We start from the raw sequence: 19,908 nt of genomic DNA, 5'->3' as shown, positions 1-19,908 counted from the left end.
ACGGCGGTGGACCGGGCCGGCCCTCGCCGCGGGGCTGCACGCCGTGATCGGGCTGCCGGTCCTCAGCGGCGGGACCGTGCTCGGCGTGCTCGTCTTCGCCACCGAGCGGCTCGTGCAGGTGGACCCGGACGTCGTGGCCATGCTCGACGGCGTCTGCGCCCACATCGCCCGGCACATCGAACGGCTGCGCGCCGACGACCTCAGCACCGCCCTCGCCGCCGCGCGCCGCGACTTCGACCGCGTCATCGCCGGGGTCAACGACTACGTGTGGACCGTCGAGATGCTCCCCGACGAGTCGGTCCGCTCGGTGTACGCCAGCCCCGACGGCGGCGGCGTGTTCGGCTCGCCGATGCCGGCCGGTACCGACCTCGCGATGGTCCTCGCCGAGCGGGTCCACCCCGAGGACCGGGACGAGTTCGGCGGCTTCCACGCCGCGATCGCGGCCGACCGCCCGGCGGAGATGGAGGTCCGGGTCATCGGCTTCGACGGCGTCACGCGGTGGGTGTGGACCCGCGCGGTCCCCCGGCGCGAGCACGGCCGGCTGTTCCTGGACGGGATGAGCACCAACGTCACCGAGCGCCGGCTCCTCGCCGAGCACCGTGAGGAGCTGCTCGCCGAGCAGCGGCAGCAGGTGGCGCGGCTGCGCGAGCTGGACCGGATGAAGGACGACCTGGTCGCCCTGGTCTCGCACGAGCTGCGCAACCCGATCGGCACGATCCTCGGGTACGCCGAGATCATCGGCGACGAGCCCGGCGTCACCGACGAGGTGCGCCGCTACGGCGAGGTCATCCGCCGCCACAGCAGCCACATGCAGCAGCTCGTCGACGACCTGCTGGACCTGGCCCGGCTCGGCAGCGCCAGCCTCGCGGTCGACCCGCGCCCGCTGTCGCTGACCAGGGCGCTGCGCGAGGCGGTCGAGGACCACCGGCCGGCCGCCGAGGGCAGGGACCTCACGATCCGCCTCGAGCCGGGCGCGAACCTCACGGTGCGGGCAGACCCGGCGCGGCTGCGGCAGGTCCTGGACAACCTGCTCTCCAACGCCGTCAAGTACACCCCGGCCGGCGGCACCGTGACCGTCACCGCGTCCGGCGCCGACGGGTCCGGCACGGCGTCGATCAGCGTCAGCGACACCGGGATCGGGATCCCGGCCGAGCAGTACCAGCAGCTGTTCACCCGCTTCTTCCGCGCCTCGACGGCGCTCGCGCAGGGCATCAAGGGCACGGGCCTCGGCCTGGCGGTGACCAAGGCGATCGTGGACGCCCACCACGGCACGATCACCGCCACCCCGGCCGAGCCGACCGGCACGACGTTCACGTTCACGCTGCCCACAGCGGTGCGTCCCTGACGGCCCGGCATGGCGCGGTCTACGGCTTCCGTGAACGCAAGGTACACGCACAGTAAACGATCTTCCGGTGCGTTGCCCCGCCGATCGCTAGGCTAAACCTCGAATCCGCAGGAGATGTCCAGCAGGAATCCGGGGGTGGAAGACATGGCGAAGAACAAGAAGAAGTCGAAGAAGGACAAGAAGAACAAGAAGAAGAAGTAGACCGGCTGTGCCGCCGTTCCAGTCACGGCACGGCGGCCACCGCACCCCGACGTCGAGGGTCAGGACCATGCACCACGACATTCTCACGCTCCTTGACGCACACCTGGCGCAGCTGTGCGCGGCGCGGAACCAGCTCGCCGCCACCCGGCGCGTCGCCCCCGGCGAACGCAGTGCCGCCGTCCTCTACACCATCGACGTCAGTGACCGGTACGCGTCGCAGGCCCGCACCCTGATGGCCGAGCTCGACGCGGTGCCGAGGGTCGCGGTGGGCGCGGCCGAGTAGGCCCGTCACACGGTGATGACGACCTTCGCGCGGGCGTGGTCCATCTCGAGGTAGCGCACGGCCTCCGCGGCCTCGCCGAACGGGAACGTGCGGTCGATGACCGGGGTGATCGCGCCGGACTCGGCGAGCTCGCGCAGCGTCGCGAGGTTCTCCCGGCTCGGCACCGCGGTGAGCACCAGCACCCGGTGCCGGACGAAGCGTGACACCAGCCGCCCCCGCGTGATCAGCCGGACCGGGCCGAAGAGGCTGCCGCCGGCCGAGACGCCGCCGCCGGACAGCACCAGCGTCCCCGTGGGTGTCAGCACCCGCCGGCACTCGGCCAGCGAGCGGTTGCCGACGAGGTCGAACACGACCTCGTACCGGCCGCCGTTGCGGGTGAAGTCCTCGCGGGTGTAGTCAATGACGCGGTCGGCGCCGAGGGACCGGACCAGCTCGAGGTTCCTGGTGCTGCACACGCCGGTCACCTCGGCCCCGAAGGCCTTGGCGATCTGCACGGCGAACGTGCCCACGCCGCCCGACGCGCCGTTGATCAGCACGCGCTGCCCGGAGCGCACCCGCGCGACGTCGCGCAGGCCCATGAGGGCGGTGTTGGCGGCCAGGGGCAGCGCGGCGGCCTGCTCGAACGTCAGGTTCGCCGGCTTGATCTCCAGCGCGCCGCCGGCCGGCACGCGGACGTACTCGGCGAACGCGGCGTCGATCTCGCCGAACACCTCGTCGCCGGGGCGGAACCGGGTCACCCCCGCGCCGACCGACTCGACCCGGCCGGCGAAGTCGGTGCCCCGGACCCGGACCTTCGGCGCGCCGAGCCCGAAGGCCATGCGGGCGACGTACGGGTCGCCGCGCATGACGTGCCAGTCGCGGGCGTTGACGGAGGCCGCATGGACGCGGACGAGCACTTCGCCATCGGCGGCCACCGGTGGGTCGACCTCGCCGAGCCGCAGCACGTCGGACGGGCCGTAGCGGTCCTGGACGATTGCCTTCATCGCGAGCTCCTCAAGACAGATCCCGAAGGTGTACGGCGTACACCTGCTGCTTCGACGGTAGGGTGTACGGCGTACACCCGTCAAGAGGGGATATCGTCGGCGGCTGCGGAAAGGGTCGGGTGGTCGAGGTGACGCAACAGGTGGACGCCCCACGCCGGGCACCCCTGACCAGGGATCGCGTCCTGCGGGCCGCCGTCGACCTCGCCGACGGCACGGGGATCGACGCCCTGAGCATGCGCAAGCTCGCGCAGGCGCTGGGTGTCGTGCCGATGGCGCTCTACAAGCACGTGGCGAACAAGGAGGAGCTGCTCGACGGCATGCTCGACGTCGTCGTCGGCGAGATCGACCCGCCCGCCACCGGCACGGACTGGCAGCACGCCGTCCGGCAGCGGATCCTCTCCGCCAGGCGGGCGCTGCTGCGCCACCCGTGGGCGTCGCGGGTGCTCGAGTCCCGCACCGCCCCGACGCCGGTGGTCCTGCAGTACATGGACTCGATGATCGGCATGTTCCGCACCGGCGGCTTCTCCGTCGACCTGACCCACCACGTGATGCACGCGATGGGCAGCCGCATCCTGGGCTTCTCCCAGGAGCTGTTCGGCACTGCCCCGCCGAGCGGCGCACCCGTCGACGCGCAGGTGGCCCGGCACATGGCCGAGCGGTACCCGTACATCACCGAAATCACGACCCAGGTCGCCCATGACGACGCGTCGGTGGTGGGCAGCGGCTGCGACGACCAGTTCGAGTTCGAGTTCACGCTGGACCTGCTGCTGGACGGCCTCGAACGGCTCCGCCGGCGCGACTGGACGTCCCGCCCGGGCTGACCGGAATGCGCCCGGCCGGGCGGGTGTTGCCGGAAGTCGTGATGCAGATCAGGGAGCTCTACCTCACCGCCGCGTCCACGGCCGCGCGGCTGCTCGCCGCCCCGGAGGTCGCCGCCGCGTGGCACGGACCGAGCGCGCTGCCGAAGCTGAGCGTGCGGGGCCTCGCGGGGCACCTGGCGGGGCAGATCTTCTTCATCCCCAAGGTGCTCGCCGAGCCGGTGCCGGCCGAGGAGGTCATCGGCCTGCACGAGTACTACGCCCGGGTGCACTGGATCGGGTCGGACCTCGACGACGCGTTCAACGTCCTCATCCGCAGCAGCGGCGAGGACGACGCCGCGGACGGCCCGGCGGCGCTCGCGGCCCGGGTCGAGGCCACCGTCGCCGAGCTGCGCACGGTGCTGCCGGCCGCGCCGGACCGGCCGGTGCGCCGCCCCACCTGGGGCGCGTGGTCGATCGGCCTGGACGACTTCGTGGCCAGCCGGCTGCTGGAGGTCGTCGTGCACAGCGACGACCTGGCGCACAGCGTGGGCGTCGCGACCCCCGAGTTCCCCGCGGCGGCCGTGCAGACCGTCGTGGACATCCTGTCCCGGATCGCGGTGCGCCGCCACGGCGCGACCAGCGTGCTGCGCGCCCTGAGCCGCGCCGAACGCGCACCCGCCACGATCTCGGCACTCTAGGCGCCCTTGAGGCCTTGAGCCACAATCAGTCGCGGGGGTGTGGTCGTGACGGAGTTCGGCATGGACGTCGTGGACACGGTGGCGGTCGCGGAGCGGTTCGCGGCCCGCAAGGCCGCACGGATCGTGGACGCCTCGGTGCTGCTGTGGGCGGTGCCGCCGGGCCGCTCGGCGGTCATGCGCCAGGTGCACCGACGGATCCGGGCCGACACCGGCTGGCTCGACCCGTTCACGGACTGGGCGCAGGACCTGGTCGACGACGACGGCGCCGACGTGGCGTCGCAGCTGCGCCGGGAGACGCGGCTGCGGCGGCGGTTCCTGAGCCAGCGGCCGAGTGCCGGCCCGGCGCGGTGGCACGCGTCGGCGACCGCCGGGCTGGCCGCGGCGCTGGAGGAGGCCCGCACGGCCGGGGTCGAGCACGCCGGCCCGGCGCACCTGCTGGCGGGACTGCTGCGCGACCCGGCCGGAGCGATGCGCGGGCTGGGCAAGGACCGGGACGAACTCGTCGCGGCGGTGCGCTCGGATCCCGCATGGCAGGAGCCCGGCCGGCCGCACACGCCGCTGGCGTCCATGCTCGACGCGGCCAGGGAGCTCGACGATCGCACCGGGCTGCGTGGCCGGTGGGACCGCAAGGTGCGGCGCGACTGGATCGGTGACGGCAGGTACCGCGGCGCGGTCACGCCGGCCGTGCTGTGGGAGGCGGTGCGCCAGACGGTGCGGCTGGACGACGGCCCGGTCACCGCCGCGCACCTGCTGCTCGCCGTCACCGCGATGGGCCGGCAGCTGCGGATCGCCGAACGGCGGCTGCGGCCGGCGCTGCTGCCGTTCAACGGCGCGGCGGACGTCCTCGACGCGCACGGCGTGACGCCGCAGCGAGTGGTCGCGGCGCTGCCGGCGGTGCGCCCGGCGGCCCCGGTCGTCGTCCCCGAGGGGCGTGCCCAGCTGGTCATCTGGTTCACCGGCACGGGATGGACCGCCGAGGCGGTCGACGCGGTCGACCGGGCGGTCGCCCTGGCCCGCGACGCGGGGCACCCCGCCACGGAGTCCTCGCACCTGGCGATCGCCGCGCTCGACGCCGCGGACGGCACCGCCGTGCGGCTGCTGGAGGCCCTCGATGTCGACCCGGCCGCCGCCCGGGCCGACATCGCCGACCACCTGGCGCAGGCGCCGGTGGAGGAAGGTGCCGCACCCTCGCCGGAGAGACGCGCCGATCGGTCCCCGGCGAAGGCGCGGCGGCTCAGCCCTTGACCGACCCGGTGAGGCCGCCGACGATGTGCCGTTCGGCGAACACGAAGAAGCCGATCGCGGGGATCATCGACGCCGCCGTGTAGGCGAGGATGCGGGCCGTGTCCTGGGAGAACTGGGACTGGAACGCGGCGACGCCGAGCGGCAGGGTGAAGTTGTTCGGGTCGCTGAGCACCAGCAGCGGCAGCAGGTAGGCGTTCCAGCTGGTGACGAACGCGAGGATCGCCACGGTCGTCAGCGCGGGCCGGCTCAGCGGGATCAGGATCCGCCAGAAGAAGCCGAGCCGCCCTGCGCCGTCCATCGCCGCAGCGTCCTCCAGCTCGGCGGGGATCGCGGCCATGAACGGGCGCAGGATGACGATCGTGATCGGCAGGGCGAACGCGGCCTGCGGCAGCGCCACCCCGAGCGGGTTCTCCAGCAGGTCGAGCTCGCGCAGCAGCAGGTACAGCGGGAGGGCCGCCGCGGTGAGCGGGAACAGCAGGCCCAGCGTGAACAACGTGTACAGCGACTCCCGTCCGCTGAACGTGTAGCGGGACAGCGCGAACGCGGCCATCGCGCCCACGCTGACGGCGAGGCCGGTGGTGATGACCGAGATGAGCGTGCTGTTGCCCATCGCCTTCCAGAACACGTCGGAGCTGAGCACGTCGCCGTAGTTGCCCAGGTTCCATGGGGACGGCCAGCCGACCGGCTCGTTGTTGATCTGGGCGTTGGTGCGGAACCCGCCGAGGATGGTGAACACCAGCGGGACGATGGTCACGCCGACGACGAACACCACGATGAGATACGTGAACGGCGTCCCCAAGGACAGGCGCCTGTTGTTCATGCCGGTCACCTCTTGGTCCCAGTCAGTGCGCCCCGCAGGTCGCGACGCAACGCGAAGCGCTGGTACAGCAGGGCGAAGATGAAGCACACGACGAAGAGCACGACGGCGACGGCGCTGCCGAACCCGAACTCGTAGCGGCTGAAACCGTGATCGAGCAGGTAGGTCGCCATGGTGGCCGAGGCGCTCGCCGGGCCGCCGAGCGTCATGATCCACACCAGGTCGAACAGTTGCAGCGACCCGATGACGGACAGGAAGATCCAGATCCGGATCGTGGGGCCGAGCAGCGGCAGCACGATGTGGCGGGTGGTGTCCCACGGGGACGCACCGTCGGTGGAGGCGGCCTCCCGCAGCTCGGCCGGGATGCTCTGCAACCCGGCGAGGAGCAGGATGACACCGAAGCCGATGTACTTCCAGGTGATGACCACGAAGAGCGTGTAGAGCACCAGGTCACCGTCGGCGAGCCAGTCCTGGATCAGGCCACCGGCGCCGACCGCGTTGAACAACTGGTCGACCAGGCCGCCGGGCTGCAGCATCAGCAGCCACACGACCGCGGTGATCGCCTCCGACAGCACGTACGGCGCGAAGACCACCAGGCGCAGCACGGCCCGCCCGCGGATCTTCCGGTTGAGCAGCAGCGCCAACGCGATCGACAGCGGCAGCTGCACGAGCACGGACAGCGCGGCGATGATCAGGTTGTGCAGCAGCGCGGAACGGAAGACCTCGTCCTCCAGGACCCGCTGGTAGTTGCCCAGCCCGTACGGGGTGCGGGGGCTGAACCCGGTCCATTTGTAGAAGCTGTAGTAGACGGCGACCGCGATCGGCAGCAGCACGAACCCGACGAACAGCACGAGTGCCGGGCTGAGCAGCAGCGCGAGTTCCAGCCGGGTGCCGAGACGCCCCGGCCGGCGGGCCGGCCGCGATGACTCGCGGCCGGCCTGCTTCGCGGGCGCCGTTGCGGCGGCAACGGTTCCCATCAGTGACCCATCACTTGTTCGCGACCGCCTTGGTGAAGGCGTCGACGATACCCTGCGGGCTGCCCTTGCCGGCGAAGAAGTCGGCAACGGCGTCGTTGAGTGCCTGCCCGACGCTCGTGGGCAGTGCCTGGTCGAAGTACACCTGGATGTACGGCGCCTTGTTCAGGTAGTCCTGCACCGTCTTGAGGGTGGGGTCCTGAATCGCGGAGATCGCCGCCGGGTTCGCCGGAAGGCTGATCGTGTTGCTCTGCACCAGCTTCTGCTGCACCGGGGCGCTGGCGATGTACTTGAGGAAGTCGGCGCACGCTGCGCCGGCCTTGACGGCGCAGGAGTAGCCGTCGCCACCGCCGAGCGCGGTCCCGGGGGTGCCCTTGCCACCGGCAACGGTCGGGAACGCGAACCAGCCGAGCTTCTTGGCGTACTCCTTGTCCTCGGTCAGCGGGATCATCGTGGGCAGCTCCCAGTCACCCTGCAGCTCCATCGCGGCCTTGCCGTTGGCGACCAGACCGGCGGAGCTGCCGGCGCCCTGCTGGGCGGGGGTGCCGAGGAAGGCGTCCTGGAACGGCTTGGTGTCGAGGAACGCCTTGAGGTCCTCACCAGCCTTGACCCAGCACGGGTCGTCCATCTTCAGGTTCTTCACGGTGTTCTTCACGGTGTCCAGGGAGCACTCCCGGATCGCGAAGTAGGACCACCAGAAGGCGTCGGGCCACTTGTCCTTGCCGCCGACGGCGATCGGGGCGATGTTCTTCGCCTTCAGCTTCGTGACGGCGGCGTTGAGCTCCTCCATCGTGGTCGGCGGGGCGGTGATGCCGGCCTGTGCGAACAGGTCCGTGCGGTACCAGAAGCCGACGACGTGCAGGCCGAACGGCACGCCGTACTGCTTGCCCTCGACCTGCCAGCCCTTGGCGCCGGCGCCGAGCTCGTTGATCCAGCTCGACGTCGCCTCGGTCATGTCCATGAGCTTGCCGGACTCGACCTGGGTGGCCAGCGCGCCGCCACCCCACTGCTGGAAGATGCTCGGCGGTGTCGGCGACTGCAGCGCCACCGAGATCTTGGTCTTGAGTGCCTCGTTCTGTGCCGGTTCGACCTTGAACGACACATTCGGGTGATCGGCGTGGTACTGATCTGCGAGCGACTGCCAGACGCCCTTCGCGGGATCTTGGGCGCCGTTGTGCCACCAGGTCAAGGTCGTGGCGGCATTCGGGTCGCCGCTCGATCCAGGTTCGTCGTCACCGCATGCGGTCAGGGAGGGGACCGCCATCGCAAGTGCGATGGCAATCGTGGCCAGCCTCCGTGGGGTGCTCAGGCGGACGTTCAAAGTGATCATCTCCTGACGGGGGCGAGCCGAGCCGAAGGGCTCGGCCCTCGATGACCGCAGAGTCTCCGCCTCAGGAACTCCGCTTGTCAATCGTTGTTGATATCGTTATCGGAAGTTACTCTGCCCTCGTGAAACCCAGTTCTCGAATCACGATCCGGGACGTCGCCGCAACCGCGGGCGTCTCGGTGGCGACGGTGTCCAAGGTGCTCAACGCCCGATACGGGGTGTCGGCAGCGACCAGTGCACACGTCCAGTCCGTCATCCGCGAGCTGGGCTACGAGGCGAGCCTCGTGGCGCAGAGCCTGCGCAACCACAAGACCAACGTCATCGGCATCCTCGTCGCCGACCTGGAGCCGTTCAGCACCGAGCTGCTCAAGGGCGCCGCGAAGGCCATCAAGGGCACCGGCTACGAGCTGGTCGTCTACTCCGCCGGCGGCCGCACCAGCGACCAGGCCGGCTGGGAGCAGCGCTACCTGTCCCGGCTGTCCGGCACGCTCATCGACGGCGCGGTCCTGGTCACGCCGACCGTGGTCGACGTCGACTACGGCACGGCGGTGGTGGCCGTCGACCCGCACGCCGGCCCGTCCGGCCTGCCGACCGTCGACTCGGACAACCTCAACGGCGCCAGGCTGGGCACCCAGCACCTGCTCGACCTGGGACACCGCCGCATCGCGATGATCTCCGGCCGGCCGGACCTGGAGTCGTCCCGGCTGCGTGAGCGGGGCTTCTGCGAGGCCATGCGGGACGCCGGCGTGTCCGTGGACCCGGGCCTTATCCACGTCGGCGACTACGATCCGGACTCCTCCGCCGCCGCGGCCCGGTTCCTGCTCAGCGACCCCGACCGGCCCACCGCCATCTTCGGCGCCAACGACGTCTCGGCGATCGCCGCGGTCGAGGTCGCCGCGTCCATGGGCCTGCGGGTCCCCGACGACCTGTCGGTCGTCGGCTTCGACAACGTCCCGGAGGCCGCCCTGGCCAGCCCGGCCCTCACCACCGTCGAACAGCCGATCCACGCGATGGGCCACCGCGCGATCGAGCTGCTGATCAAACTCATCCACGGCGAGCCGGTCGACACGACGCACGTGCGGCTCCCGACCCGCCTCGTCGTGCGCCGGTCGACCCGGGCCGTCTGAACGCTGCACCACCACATCCGCGCCGTGTGCAATGCCGCACGCGGCGCCCGCATCGCAATGCCCTGCGCGCCCGCACGACCGTCGTCCGGCGCCCCAGCAACGAACATTGGACGAACATTGGAGCACCGAGCGTGACACTCGACAGCGGCGTCTCCGCCGGAACCTGGCGGGACACCACGGCGCCCGCGTCCGCACGCGTGGCCGACCTGATGACCCGGATGACCCTGCGCGAGAAGGTGGCGCAGATGTACGGCGCCTGGCTCGACGTCGACGACACCGCCGGGGAGGTCGCACCGCACCAGCACGATCAGACGCCCGACCCGTTCGACTGGAACGCCCAGATCCCCCACGGGCTCGGCCAGGTGACCCGCGCCTACGGCACGACGCCGATCGCGCCCGCCGACGGCGCCCGCCGGGTCGCGCGCCTGCAGCGGGAGATCATCGCCGCCGGGCGCTTCGGCATCCCGGCAATCGTGCACGACGAGTGCCTCACCGGCCTGGCCGCCTGGCAGGCGACCATCTACCCGGCGCCGCTGTCGTGGGGTGCGAGCTTCGACCCGGACCTGGTCGAGCGGATGGGCGCGCAGATCGGCCGCACCATGCACCGGCTCGGCATCCAGCAGGGCCTCGCCCCGGTGCTGGACGTGGTCCGGGACCTGCGCTGGGGCCGCGTCGAGGAGACCATCGGCGAGGATCCGCATCTCGTCGGTACCATCGGCGCCGCCTACGTGCGCGGCGTGGAGTCCGCGGGGGTCGTGGCCACCCTCAAGCACTTCGCCGGCTACTCGGCCTCCCGCGCCGGGCGGAACCTCGCGCCGGTGTCGATCGGGCCGCGGGAGTTCGCCGACGTGCTGCTGCCGCCGTTCGAGATGGCGCTGCGCGCCGGTGCCCGCTCGGTCATGAACAGCTACACCGACATCGACGGCATCCCCGTGGCCGCGGACCCGACGCTGCTCACCGACCTGCTCCGGGACCGGCTGCGCTTCGACGGCACCGTGGTCTCCGACTACTTCTCCATCGCCTTCCTGCAGACGTTGCACGGCGTCGCCGGGTCCCGCGCCGACGCGGCCGCGCTCGCGCTGCGCGCCGGCATCGACGTCGAGCTGCCGGGCGTCAACTGCTACGGCGCGCCGCTGCTGGACGCCGTCGAGGCCGGCGACGTCGACGAGGCCCTCATCGACCGGGCCGTCACCCGCATCCTGTTGCAGAAGTGCGCGCTCGGCCTGCTCGACGAGGACTGGCGCCCCGAGCCGCCGGCGCTGCACGAGGACGGTGCGGTCATCGACATCGACGAGCCCGACGCCCGGGACCTCGCCCGGCGGCTCGCGGAGCGCTCCGTCGTGCTGCTGCGCAACGAGTCCGGCGACGACGGGCCCGCCCTCCCCCTGCGCCCCGGCGCCCGGCTCGCGGTCGTCGGCCCCGGCGCCGCGGAGTCCGGCGCGATGCTCGGCTGCTACTCCTTCCCCCGCCACGTTCTGGTGCACCACCCCGACGTGCCCGCCGGGCTGTCGGTGCCGTCGGTGCTGGACGCGCTCAAGGCCGGACACGACGTCACGTACGCCCAGGGCTGCCCGGTCCTCGGCGGCGACGACGAGCAGATCGCCGCGGCCGTCTCGGCCGCCGAAGGGGCCGACGTGTGCGTCGCGGTTCTCGGCGACCTGTCCGGGCTGTTCGGCGGTGGCACGTCCGGCGAGGGCTGCGACGCGAGCGACCTGCGGCTGCCCGGCCGGCAGGAGGAGCTGCTCGAAGCGCTGCTGGCCACCGGTACCCCGGTCGTGCTGGTGCTGCTCGTCGGCCGCCCGTATGAGCTGTCCCGGCAGGTCGACCGGCTCGCGGCCGTGCTGTGCGGCTTCTTCCCCGGCGAGGAGGGCGCCGCCGCGATCGAGGGTGTCCTCAGTGGACGGATCGACCCGTCGGGGCGGCTGCCGGTGAGCTTCCCGGGCGCCGGCGCGAGCCAGCCGGCCACGTACCTCGCCGCGCCGCTCGCCGCGAGCAGCGGCGTCAGCACCGTGGATCCGACGCCGCTGTTCGCGTTCGGCCACGGGCTGTCGTACACCGGCACGACGTGGGGCGAGGTCGTCCTGGACCCGGCCGGGGGCTGGCCGACCGACGGCAGCGTGGAGGTGTCGGTGCCGGTCAGCAACGACGGCGACCGCGCGACGAGCACCGTCGTCCAGGTGTACCTGCACGACCCGGTCGCCGAGGTGGCCCGGCCAGAGCGGCAGCTGATCGCCGCGGCCCGGGTGGATCTGGCCCCGGGGCAGCAGCGCACGGTCGTGTTCGGCCTGCACGCGGACCTGTTGTCCTACTCGGGCCGGGATGGGCGGCGCCTGGTCGAGCCGGGCGACGTGGAGCTGCGGGTCGCACGCTCCAGCGCGGACGTCCACGCGGCGGTGCGGGTCCCGGTCGTCGGCCCGCGCCGGTTCGTCGGCCACGACCGGGAGCTGCACCCGCGGGTGACGATCTCCGGCTGACGCGGCGGCCTCCGGCTGACGCGGAAGGGCGGGACCCGTTCGGGTCCCGCCCTTCGTCATGCGGTCAGACGCTGGTGCAGGCGGCGCCGTTCAGCGTGAACGCCGCGGGCCTGCCGGTGTTGCCGGTGTGGTTCGCCTGGAACCCGAACGACGCGGAGCCGCCCGGCGGGATGCCGGCGTTGTAGCTCATGTTGCGCGCCGTGACGGCGCCCGAGGTGGGTGTGACCGTCGCGTTCCACGCCGACGTGACGGTCTGCCCCGACGGCAGCGTGAAGCCGAGGGTCCAGCCGTTGACGGCGGTGGTGCCGGCGTTGGTGATCGTGACGGCCGTGGTGAGCCCGGTGTTCCAGGCGTTCACGGTGTACGACACCTGGCAGCCCCCGACCGGCACCGACGGCGAACCCGACGGCGAACCGGACGGTGACCTCGACGGCGATGCCGACGGCGAGGACGGCTGCGAACTGGAGGGCGTCGGGCTCGTACCCCCGGACAACCCGAAGAACGCGATGACCATCGCGGCCTGTCCCGCCATGGGCAGCGAGTGGCCGACCCCGGCGATGCTGATCCCCTCGACCGGTGCCATGGTGCCCGCGTTGCCGTAGCGGGTGCGGGTCCAGTTCTGCTGCGGCTGGTCGGTGAACACGGGGGTCTGGCTGACGCCGAGCACGTTGGTCCACTGCTCGATCTCCTCGCCGAAGTTCGGGTAGGCGAGGGTCGTGTCGGTGGTGCCGTGGAAGAGCTGCATGCGCGGCCGGGCCCCGCTGTATCCGGGGTAGGCGTTGCGGACCAGGTCACCCCACTGCTGCGGCGTCTTGTTCAGCTGGCCGCTGGAGCAGGTGCTGTTCCAGGACGAGCCGTCGGTGGTGGCGAAGCAGCCGAACGGGACGCCCATGAACGCGGCGCCGGCCTTGAAGACGTCCGGGTAGTCGCCGAGCAGGACGTTGGTCATCATGCCGCCCGACGAGGCGCCGGTGACGAAGATCCGGCCCGGGTCGGCGTTGTTGTGCTGCTGCACGTAGGTGACCATCGACATGATGCCGACCGGGTCGCTGCCGCCGCCGCGCCGCAACGCCTCCGGCGAGGAGACGTCGAAGCAGTTGCCGCTGCGGGTCGCGGACGGGTAGACCACGATGAAGCCGTACCGGTCGGCAAGCGACGCGAACTCGGTGCCGGAGTAGAACGCCGGCCCCGATCCGGTGCAGTAGTGCACGGCCACGACGACCGCCGGGCGGGCGGCGACGGTGTTCGGCACGTACAGGTGCATGCGCAGGTTGCTCGGGTTGGTGCCGAAGTTGGTGACCTCGGTCAGGGTTGCGGCGGACGCCGGCGACGCGAACAGGGTGATGCCGGCGACGGCGAGGACCGCCGCGGCCGAGGCGGCGGCGAGGATTCTGTTTCGGATGCGCATGGCCGTTCTCTCTCAGCTCGCGGCGCAGGTGGGGGTGAGGGTGCCGGCGGTGCCGGTGGCCTGGAGGCCGAACTCGGTGTACTGGCCGGGGTTGATGTGGCCGTTGTAGGACACGTTGGTGAACGTGTTGCCGTTGCGGGTCACGCTCCAGGAGTTGGTGACGGTGATGCCGCTGGGCAGTGGCATGGTGACGGTCCATGCGTTGGTGCCGCCGGAGCCGGCGGTGACCCTGACGGCGACGACGAACCCGCCCTGCCACTGGTTGACCGACGCGGTGGCGGTGCAGCCGCCGGACGGGACCGGCGGGGAGGAGCTGCTCACCGGCGGGCTGCTCGGCGGGCTGGAGGTGGGTCCGCCGCCGCCGAGGGCGGTCAGAGTGCTGGTGTACGCGGCCTTCTTGTTGCCGTTGCCGTCGAACAGCAGCGGGGTGCCCGAGGCACGCCACGAGTCGCTGTCACGGATACCCCACACAGTCATCCCGGTGCACCGGCTCACCGCGAGGCAGGCCTCGGTGACCCGGCGGTAGTTGTCGGCCTGGGCGCTGCCGGAGCCCTCGATGTCCAGCTCGGTGATCTGCACGTCCAGGCCCAGGTCCGCGAACCGCTGCAGGTTCGCCTGATAGTCCGACGGGACCGGGCTCGCACTGTTGAAATGCGACTGGAACCCCACACAGTCGATCGGCACCCCACGAGCCTTGAAATCCGACACCATCGCATACACGGCGTTGGACTTCGCGTTCTGCCCATCGGTGTTGTAGTCGTTGTAACACAGCTTCGCGGCCGGGTCCGCGGCCCGCGCCGCACGGAACGCCACCTCGATCCAGTCATTACCCGTCCGCTGCAGGCTCGAGTCACGCCGCCCGCCGCCACCACCATCGGCGAACGCCTCGTTCACCACGTCCCACGCATAGATCTTGCCCTTGTAATGCGTCGCGACCTGCGTGACATGGTTGACCATCGCGTTACGCAACGCCGTCCCCGACAGGTTCTGCGCCCAGCCCGGCTGCTGCTGATGCCACGCCAGCGCATGCCCCCGCACCCGCTGACCGTGCGCCTGCGCATGCGCCACGATCTGATCCGCCGAGCCGTAGGAGAACGACCCCTGCGACGGCTCCGTCGCATCCCACTTCATCTCGTTCTCCGGCGTCACCATCCCGAACTCACGATCCAGAATCGTGCTGTACACCGAGTCACTGAGCTTGTACGCCGCAACCGCCGTACCGAAATACCGGCCCTTCTCCGCCGCCGCAGCATGCAACGTCGACGCCGCCGCATCCGCAGCCGAAGCGATACCAACAGCCACCACCACCGCCAGAGCACCCGCACCCGCGGCGCCCAGCGCCCGTTTCCGATTCCTGTCCATCACAACGCCTTCCGTTTTCGAAACATGTTCGGCGGGGACCCGATCAGCATCACGGAATAGACCGATGACAACGTCTTCACCAGCCCGAATTTCCCGTCGTGACCCGCGTTGCCCTGCTGACAGCAGCGCCGCGCACCAGTTTCGAAAAACAAAAACTGAAACTTTCATTGATCAGCGCCATGGTTTCTTGATTCGATGGCGGTGCCGTGTGCTCGGCCGGAGCGAAAGGACCCTGAAATGGTGCGGTTACGGTTCGAGGGTCACCGGTCCGCGGCCGGTCCGCTCACCGCCGGCCAGCGCAACACGGCGAAGTGGCTGCTCAACGTCCCGCACGCGCCCGCCGCCGTGCTCGACCACGCCTTCGACGTACCGCCCGGCACGACCCTCGGGGACGTCGCCGAGTGCTTCCAGGTGCTGCTGTGCCGGCACGAGGGACTGCGCAGCACGTACCTGCTGGGCGAGCCGGGCGAGCAGCGCGTCCTGGCCGTCGGCTCGCTGCCGATGCTGGTGCACTCCACCGATGCCCGGGACTCCGCCTCCTCTGCCTCCGCCTCCTCCTCCGACTCCGCCGACGCTGCCGGCGCGGTCGACGCCGGGCGGCTCGTCGCGCTGTGCCGGGCGGAGCCGTTCGACGTCGCCGCCGAGCCGCCGGTCCGTTTCGCGGTCGCGGTCCGTGACGGCCTGGTGGTCGCCGCCGTCGTCGTCTGCTCGCACATCGCGGTCGACTTCCAGGCCCTGGCGGTGCTGGACGCCGAGTTCGCCGAGATGATCCGCGACCCGGCCGCCCGGGTGCCCGGCGAACCCCGGCCGCAGCCGCTCGACCGCGCCGCGCTGGAGGACCGGCCGGCAAGACGCCGGCGCATGGACGCGGCGCTGCGACACTGGGAGCGGGCGCGACCAGCAGCGCCCGCGCATCCGTACGCCAAGCCCCGGACCGGGCCAGGCAAGGGCTCCGGCGCGTATGGCATGTCCTCGCCCGCCGCGGCGGCGGCGCTGGAGCACGTCGCGGCGCGCACCGGGGCGAGCCGCCCGGCGATCGTGCTGGCCGCGTTCTCGGCGCTGCTGTCCCGCCGTACCGGCGACGCCACCTGCACCTTCGTGACGCTGTCGGCCAACCGCTTCGAGTCCGAACTGCTCCGCTACGTCGGCACCCAGGCCCAGGCGACGTTCCTGACCGTCGAGGTCGGCAGCTCGGGCTTCGACGCTTTGGTCGGCCGCTGCTTCGGCGCGGTCCTGCAGGCCGGCCTGCACGGCACCTACGACGTGTACCGCCAGCACGAGCAGTCCGTCCGCATCAAGACCGACCGCGGCATCGCGCCGTCGTTCGAGCCGCTGTTCAACAGCATCGTCATGGACACCCCCGGCCACGGCCCGCTGACCGACGTCGCCACGGCCGCACCCACCGAGACCCAGTGGGTCGACATGCCACCCACCGACATCCTGCTGCGCTTCGACCTGGGCCGCGTCGACGGCTCGCTGATCGCGCGCCTGTGGAGCGGCGACACCGGCCGCGTCGGCCCGGCCGAGGCCAAGTCCCTGCTGCTGGCCCTGGAGCGACTCATCGTCACCGCCGCCGCAGCCGACCTCGACCACGCCGGCATCGTCGCGGCGCTCGCCCTGCCCCCGATCGAGCGTCCCCCGGGCTGGCTGCACGTCGACCACTGCTGGGTCGACCTCGCCGAGGTCCAGCGCCTCCTCGACGACGCCCTCGCCCCGGCGGTCTGCCGCGTCTTCGCCTCCGTCGACGGCACACCACTGGTCGCCTACATCGCCGGCGGCCCCGACACCCCGCAGGAAGCCCACGCCCGTTGCCTCATCGCCCTACCGGGCCGCCACGCCGCGATGACCCCCCGCCACTACGTCCTGTGCGGCCAGTCCCCCGCCGAGCCCGACGACCCGGCCGCCTGGCGCGCCGGCCAGGTCCTGAGCGAGGGCTCCGGCCGCCCCACCAACCTGGCCCTGACCCCCGCCTGAACCTGAACGCCCCGCCCGCCCCGCGCCCTGCCGCACACTCGACCCCGCCGCGTCCTCCCCGGCCAAGCCCCCACCGCACACTCAGCCCCGCCGCGTCCCCAGCCGCCCCAGCCGTCCCCGCGGCCACGGTCGCCCGCACCGGTCTGCGCCCGCTGCACCCCGCCACCGCCCCGGCGTGTCCCCAGCCCAAGTCCCGGCGTGTTCCCCGCTCTGGCGCGGCCTCGGCCCTGCCCCTGGCGCGTCCCCAGCCCCGGCGCGTCCCCTGCCTCAGCCCTGGGCGTGCCCCGGCCCCAGCATCGGCGCGCACTCGGCGCTGGGTGCACCGGCCCCAGCCCCGGGCACGCACTCGTCCCGACCCCAGCCTCGGGAGGGCCGTCGGCCCTGTCCCGGGCGCGTCCTAAGCGCCGGCTCCCGGCGTGCCCTGACCCCGAGCGCACCCCGACCCCAGCTCACCCGCCGACCCGGGCACACTCCCGACCTGGACGGGCCCGACTCAGAACGCCACCCAACCTGGCGCACCCCGACCAGGCGGAACCCGGACCTGGCGCACCCCCGACCCGGGCGCACTCCTGACCTGGACGGGCCCGGCTCAGGGGCTCGGCTCCGACCTGGGCGGGTCGCGGCATGCGGCGGGTCGCGGCGTGGAACGTGTTTGGATTTCGCGGTTTTTCCTGAAGCGGAACGGTGTTCCGGGGAATGCCGTTCCGCTTCCCGGGAAATTGACGTGGCCCGAACTGTTTCGGGCCGCGACACGCCCGCGCGGCGGCGACGCGCGCTACGTCGTGGTGGTGGGATGGCGGTGGACGGGGGTGGCGGCGGGATGCAGCGGGCGCAGGCCGGTGCGGGCGACCGCGGTCGCCGTCGCGGCGGGGGTGGCGAGGTCCCATTCGAGGTAGACCTTGTCGCCGTCGTGGCAGCCGTAGCTGGTGGAGACGCACAGGAGCGGCTCACGCTCGACGAGGTGGCCCTCACGGATCACGTCGTGGCCGAAGACCGCGACCCGGCAGCCGGGGTGCAGCGCGCGCAGGAAGGCGGTTGCCCGGGCCGTGGTCGTGGTCCTGGCCCACAGCAGCGCGCCGGCCACGCCGCTGCCGGCCATGTCGTGCAGGGCGACGTTCTCGTACCCGGTCAGCGGCGCTGCGTCGAGGTCTGCGGGGGAGGTGATGACCGCGTGCGGTGCGGCGTGGGTGAAGGCGATGCCCGCCGCGGGCGCGACGGCCGCCAGGGGCCAGCCGGCGAGCCAGTCCCGGACGGCGGCGAAGCGCGCGGGGCCGTACGACTCCTCGAGGTGGAGGGCCTCGTCGGGGTGGAACTTCGACAGCCGGGGGCCGCCGAGGTGCGCGTGCTCGTGGTTGCCGAGCAGGTAGTGGACCTGGCCGGGGAAGCGCCGCTGCAGCCGCCACGCCTCGTCGAGCAGTTCGACCGACGCGTCGGCGTACCAGTCGCCGAGGTGGTCGGGCCAGTCGGCGCGGGGCAGGGCGGGGCCGTGGACCAGGTCGCCGCACAGCAGCAGGTGCGGCGGGTCGGCGGCGGACGCGCAAAGGTCCAGAAAACGGCGTACCACCGCGTGGAAGTCGGGCAGGTTGCCGTGCAGGTCCGTGGCGGCCAGCAGGATTCCCCGGTCGGGCAGGAGGACGACCCGTGACATCCTGCCAGCGTAGGCGACCGACGCTCAGGCGGCGGCCTGCAGCACCGCGGCCGGTGGCCCGGCCGCCGGGGCGAGCGTGACCAGCCGGCGGTGGCGGGACAGCCAGGTGATGGTGGCGGCGTAGACGAGCATGAGCGACGCGTCGACGGCGAGGAGCTGCCACGGCGAGTCCGCGGCGGACTCGTCCGACGCGAGCACCCCGAACGCGGCCGCGCCGACCATCGCGATCAGGTTGTTGACCACGTGCAGGGCGATGCCCGCCTCCAGGCCGCCGGTGCGCACCGCCAGCCAGCCCGTGACCGCCCCGAAGACGGCCACGTCCGCGAGTCCCCACGCGGTGCCGGTGCCGTGGACGGCGGCGAAGATGACCGCCTGCACGCCGATCGGCAGCCACGGCGTACGGACGAAGGCGCCGACGGCCTGCAGGAACCAGCCGCGGCACACATACTCCTCGGCGGCCGCCTGCAACGGCACCAGCACGAGCAGCACCAGCGTGCCGGCCACCGGGCGCCACCAGCGGTGCGTCGCGGTGCGCGCCAGGCGGTGGAACGGGACGCCCGGCGCATTCGTGACCGTCATGTCGCACATTGTGCAGGCGGCCGCCACGTCCCGTCAGCCGCCGGCGTCGCCGACGCTGCGGCACACGCCTTCGAGCATCAGGTCGATGGAGCGGGTCGCGGCGTCGGCGTCGGCGGCCTCCACCACGCCCTCGATCATCGTGCACAGCAGGGCCAGGTCGGCCGGGGCGAGGTCGGCGCGGACGTAACCCTCCTGCTGGGCGCGGCGCAGCGGCCCGGTGAGCGTGGTGATCATGCGGTGCTGGTACCGGTCGCGGGTCTGCCGATCCAGCCGGCGCACGTGCAGGACGAGGGGCCGCATCGCGATCTGGGTGCGCAGCAGCTCGGCGAGCAGGTCGCGGAAGGCGGCCGGGCGGTCGGCGTTGGCGGCGACGTACGCCTCGAGCCGGGCCAGCTCGTGCGCGACGACGGCGGCGGTCAGCGCCTGGCGGTCCGGGAAATGGCGGTAGAGGGTGGCCTGGCCGACGCCGGCCCGCCGGGCGATCTCCGGCATCAGCACGGTGGCGTGCCGGGTCAGCATCATCTCGGTGGCGGCCTCGACGATGGCCGAGCGGTTGCGCAGCGCGTCCCGCCGACGCGGCGTCTGGGCTCCGTACAGCACCTGACCCACCCCTCCAAGCAGCATCGCGGCGAGATATGTTACCGGCTAGTAACGATAATGTCA

General features: G+C 72.1%; 17 protein-coding genes. 8 read left to right on the top strand and 9 right to left on the bottom strand.

All coding sequences use genetic code 11. From position 1 onward, the window contains the following. Positions 1-43: 43 nt before the first annotated feature. Both OHA72_RS31265 and OHA72_RS31260 read left to right on the top strand, forming a co-directional pair. Positions 44-1,345: a PAS domain-containing sensor histidine kinase gene (locus OHA72_RS31265; RefSeq protein WP_327011371.1), complete on the top strand. Its 1,302-nt coding sequence runs from the start codon at positions 44-46 to the stop codon at positions 1,343-1,345. A 268-nt stretch (positions 1,346-1,613) separates the two neighbouring features. After that, the gene (locus OHA72_RS31260) at positions 1,614-1,829 is read left to right on the top strand and encodes a hypothetical protein (protein WP_327011370.1); all 216 of its coding nucleotides are present in this window, start codon (positions 1,614-1,616) and stop codon (positions 1,827-1,829) included. Between the two features lie 5 nt (positions 1,830-1,834). Here OHA72_RS31260 and OHA72_RS31255 read toward each other — a convergent pair whose 3' ends face one another. Further along, positions 1,835-2,812 (bottom strand): NAD(P)-dependent alcohol dehydrogenase, encoded by a 978-nt coding sequence (locus tag OHA72_RS31255; RefSeq protein ID WP_327011369.1) that lies wholly within the window; start codon positions 2,810-2,812, stop codon positions 1,835-1,837. Between the two features lie 128 nt (positions 2,813-2,940). Here OHA72_RS31255 and OHA72_RS31250 point away from each other — a divergent pair, with 128 nt between their 5' ends. From OHA72_RS31250 to OHA72_RS31240, 3 genes are read left to right on the top strand one after another with little or no spacing between them, the layout of a single operon-like run. Then, complete coding sequence (locus tag OHA72_RS31250) at positions 2,941-3,633, top strand: TetR/AcrR family transcriptional regulator (protein ID WP_327011368.1); 693 nt, start codon at positions 2,941-2,943, stop codon at positions 3,631-3,633. A gap of 41 nt (positions 3,634-3,674) precedes the next feature. Further along, complete coding sequence (locus OHA72_RS31245) at positions 3,675-4,310, top strand: maleylpyruvate isomerase N-terminal domain-containing protein (protein WP_327011367.1); 636 nt, start codon at positions 3,675-3,677, stop codon at positions 4,308-4,310. A 45-nt stretch (positions 4,311-4,355) separates the two neighbouring features. Next, the gene (locus tag OHA72_RS31240; RefSeq protein ID WP_327011366.1) at positions 4,356-5,555 is read left to right on the top strand and encodes a Clp protease N-terminal domain-containing protein; all 1,200 of its coding nucleotides are present in this window, start codon (positions 4,356-4,358) and stop codon (positions 5,553-5,555) included. On the opposite strand, the gene OHA72_RS31235 is transcribed toward OHA72_RS31240, so the two are convergent. From OHA72_RS31235 to OHA72_RS31225, 3 genes are read right to left on the bottom strand one after another with little or no spacing between them, the layout of a single operon-like run. After that, positions 5,545-6,375, bottom strand: a complete 831-nt coding sequence (locus OHA72_RS31235) for a carbohydrate ABC transporter permease (protein ID WP_327011365.1) — start codon at positions 6,373-6,375, stop codon at positions 5,545-5,547. The genes OHA72_RS31240 and OHA72_RS31235 overlap by 11 nt on opposite strands. Positions 6,376-6,380: 5 nt before the next feature. Beyond that, positions 6,381-7,349: a carbohydrate ABC transporter permease gene (locus tag OHA72_RS31230; RefSeq protein WP_327011364.1), complete on the bottom strand. Its 969-nt coding sequence runs from the start codon at positions 7,347-7,349 to the stop codon at positions 6,381-6,383. 10 nt (positions 7,350-7,359) lie between these two features. Then, positions 7,360-8,610, bottom strand: coding sequence for an ABC transporter substrate-binding protein (locus OHA72_RS31225; RefSeq protein WP_327011363.1), 1,251 nt, complete (start codon positions 8,608-8,610; stop codon positions 7,360-7,362). Positions 8,611-8,795: 185 nt separating this feature from the next. Here OHA72_RS31225 and OHA72_RS31220 point away from each other — a divergent pair, with 185 nt between their 5' ends. Beyond that, on the top strand, positions 8,796-9,800 hold the full coding sequence (locus OHA72_RS31220; RefSeq protein ID WP_327011362.1) for a LacI family DNA-binding transcriptional regulator: 1,005 nt from the start codon (positions 8,796-8,798) through the stop codon (positions 9,798-9,800). A gap of 131 nt (positions 9,801-9,931) precedes the next feature. After that, positions 9,932-12,274 (top strand): beta-xylosidase/alpha-l-arabinosidase, encoded by a 2,343-nt coding sequence (locus tag OHA72_RS31215; protein WP_327011361.1) that lies wholly within the window; start codon positions 9,932-9,934, stop codon positions 12,272-12,274. 64 nt (positions 12,275-12,338) lie between these two features. On the opposite strand, the gene OHA72_RS31210 is transcribed toward OHA72_RS31215, so the two are convergent. Then, positions 12,339-13,682 carry an extracellular catalytic domain type 1 short-chain-length polyhydroxyalkanoate depolymerase gene (locus OHA72_RS31210; protein WP_327011360.1) on the bottom strand — a complete coding sequence of 448 codons (1,344 nt, stop codon included), beginning with the start codon at positions 13,680-13,682 and terminating at the stop codon, positions 12,339-12,341. Between the two features lie 12 nt (positions 13,683-13,694). Continuing rightward, positions 13,695-15,044: a glycoside hydrolase family 10 protein gene (locus OHA72_RS31205; protein WP_327011359.1), complete on the bottom strand. Its 1,350-nt coding sequence runs from the start codon at positions 15,042-15,044 to the stop codon at positions 13,695-13,697. 237 nt (positions 15,045-15,281) lie between these two features. Here OHA72_RS31205 and OHA72_RS31200 point away from each other — a divergent pair, with 237 nt between their 5' ends. Next, complete coding sequence (locus tag OHA72_RS31200; RefSeq protein WP_327011358.1) at positions 15,282-17,018, top strand: condensation domain-containing protein; 1,737 nt, start codon at positions 15,282-15,284, stop codon at positions 17,016-17,018. Between the two features lie 775 nt (positions 17,019-17,793). On the opposite strand, the gene OHA72_RS31195 is transcribed toward OHA72_RS31200, so the two are convergent. The 3 genes from OHA72_RS31195 to OHA72_RS31185 are packed head-to-tail and all read right to left on the bottom strand — an operon-like array spanning position 17,794 to position 19,845. Next, positions 17,794-18,666: a metallophosphoesterase gene (locus OHA72_RS31195; protein ID WP_327011357.1), complete on the bottom strand. Its 873-nt coding sequence runs from the start codon at positions 18,664-18,666 to the stop codon at positions 17,794-17,796. Between the two features lie 24 nt (positions 18,667-18,690). Next, positions 18,691-19,245 carry a CPBP family intramembrane glutamic endopeptidase gene (locus OHA72_RS31190; protein WP_327011356.1) on the bottom strand — a complete coding sequence of 185 codons (555 nt, stop codon included), beginning with the start codon at positions 19,243-19,245 and terminating at the stop codon, positions 18,691-18,693. Between the two features lie 33 nt (positions 19,246-19,278). Further along, positions 19,279-19,845, bottom strand: coding sequence for a TetR/AcrR family transcriptional regulator (locus OHA72_RS31185; protein WP_327011355.1), 567 nt, complete (start codon positions 19,843-19,845; stop codon positions 19,279-19,281). Positions 19,846-19,908 lie beyond the last annotated feature (63 nt).

Source organism: Dactylosporangium sp. NBC_01737, from assembly GCF_035963215.1.
Classification (GTDB): domain Bacteria; phylum Actinomycetota; class Actinomycetes; order Mycobacteriales; family Micromonosporaceae; genus Dactylosporangium.
The sequence above is the reverse complement of the archived record's forward strand: the minus strand, read 5'-3'. Positions and strand labels throughout refer to the sequence as shown.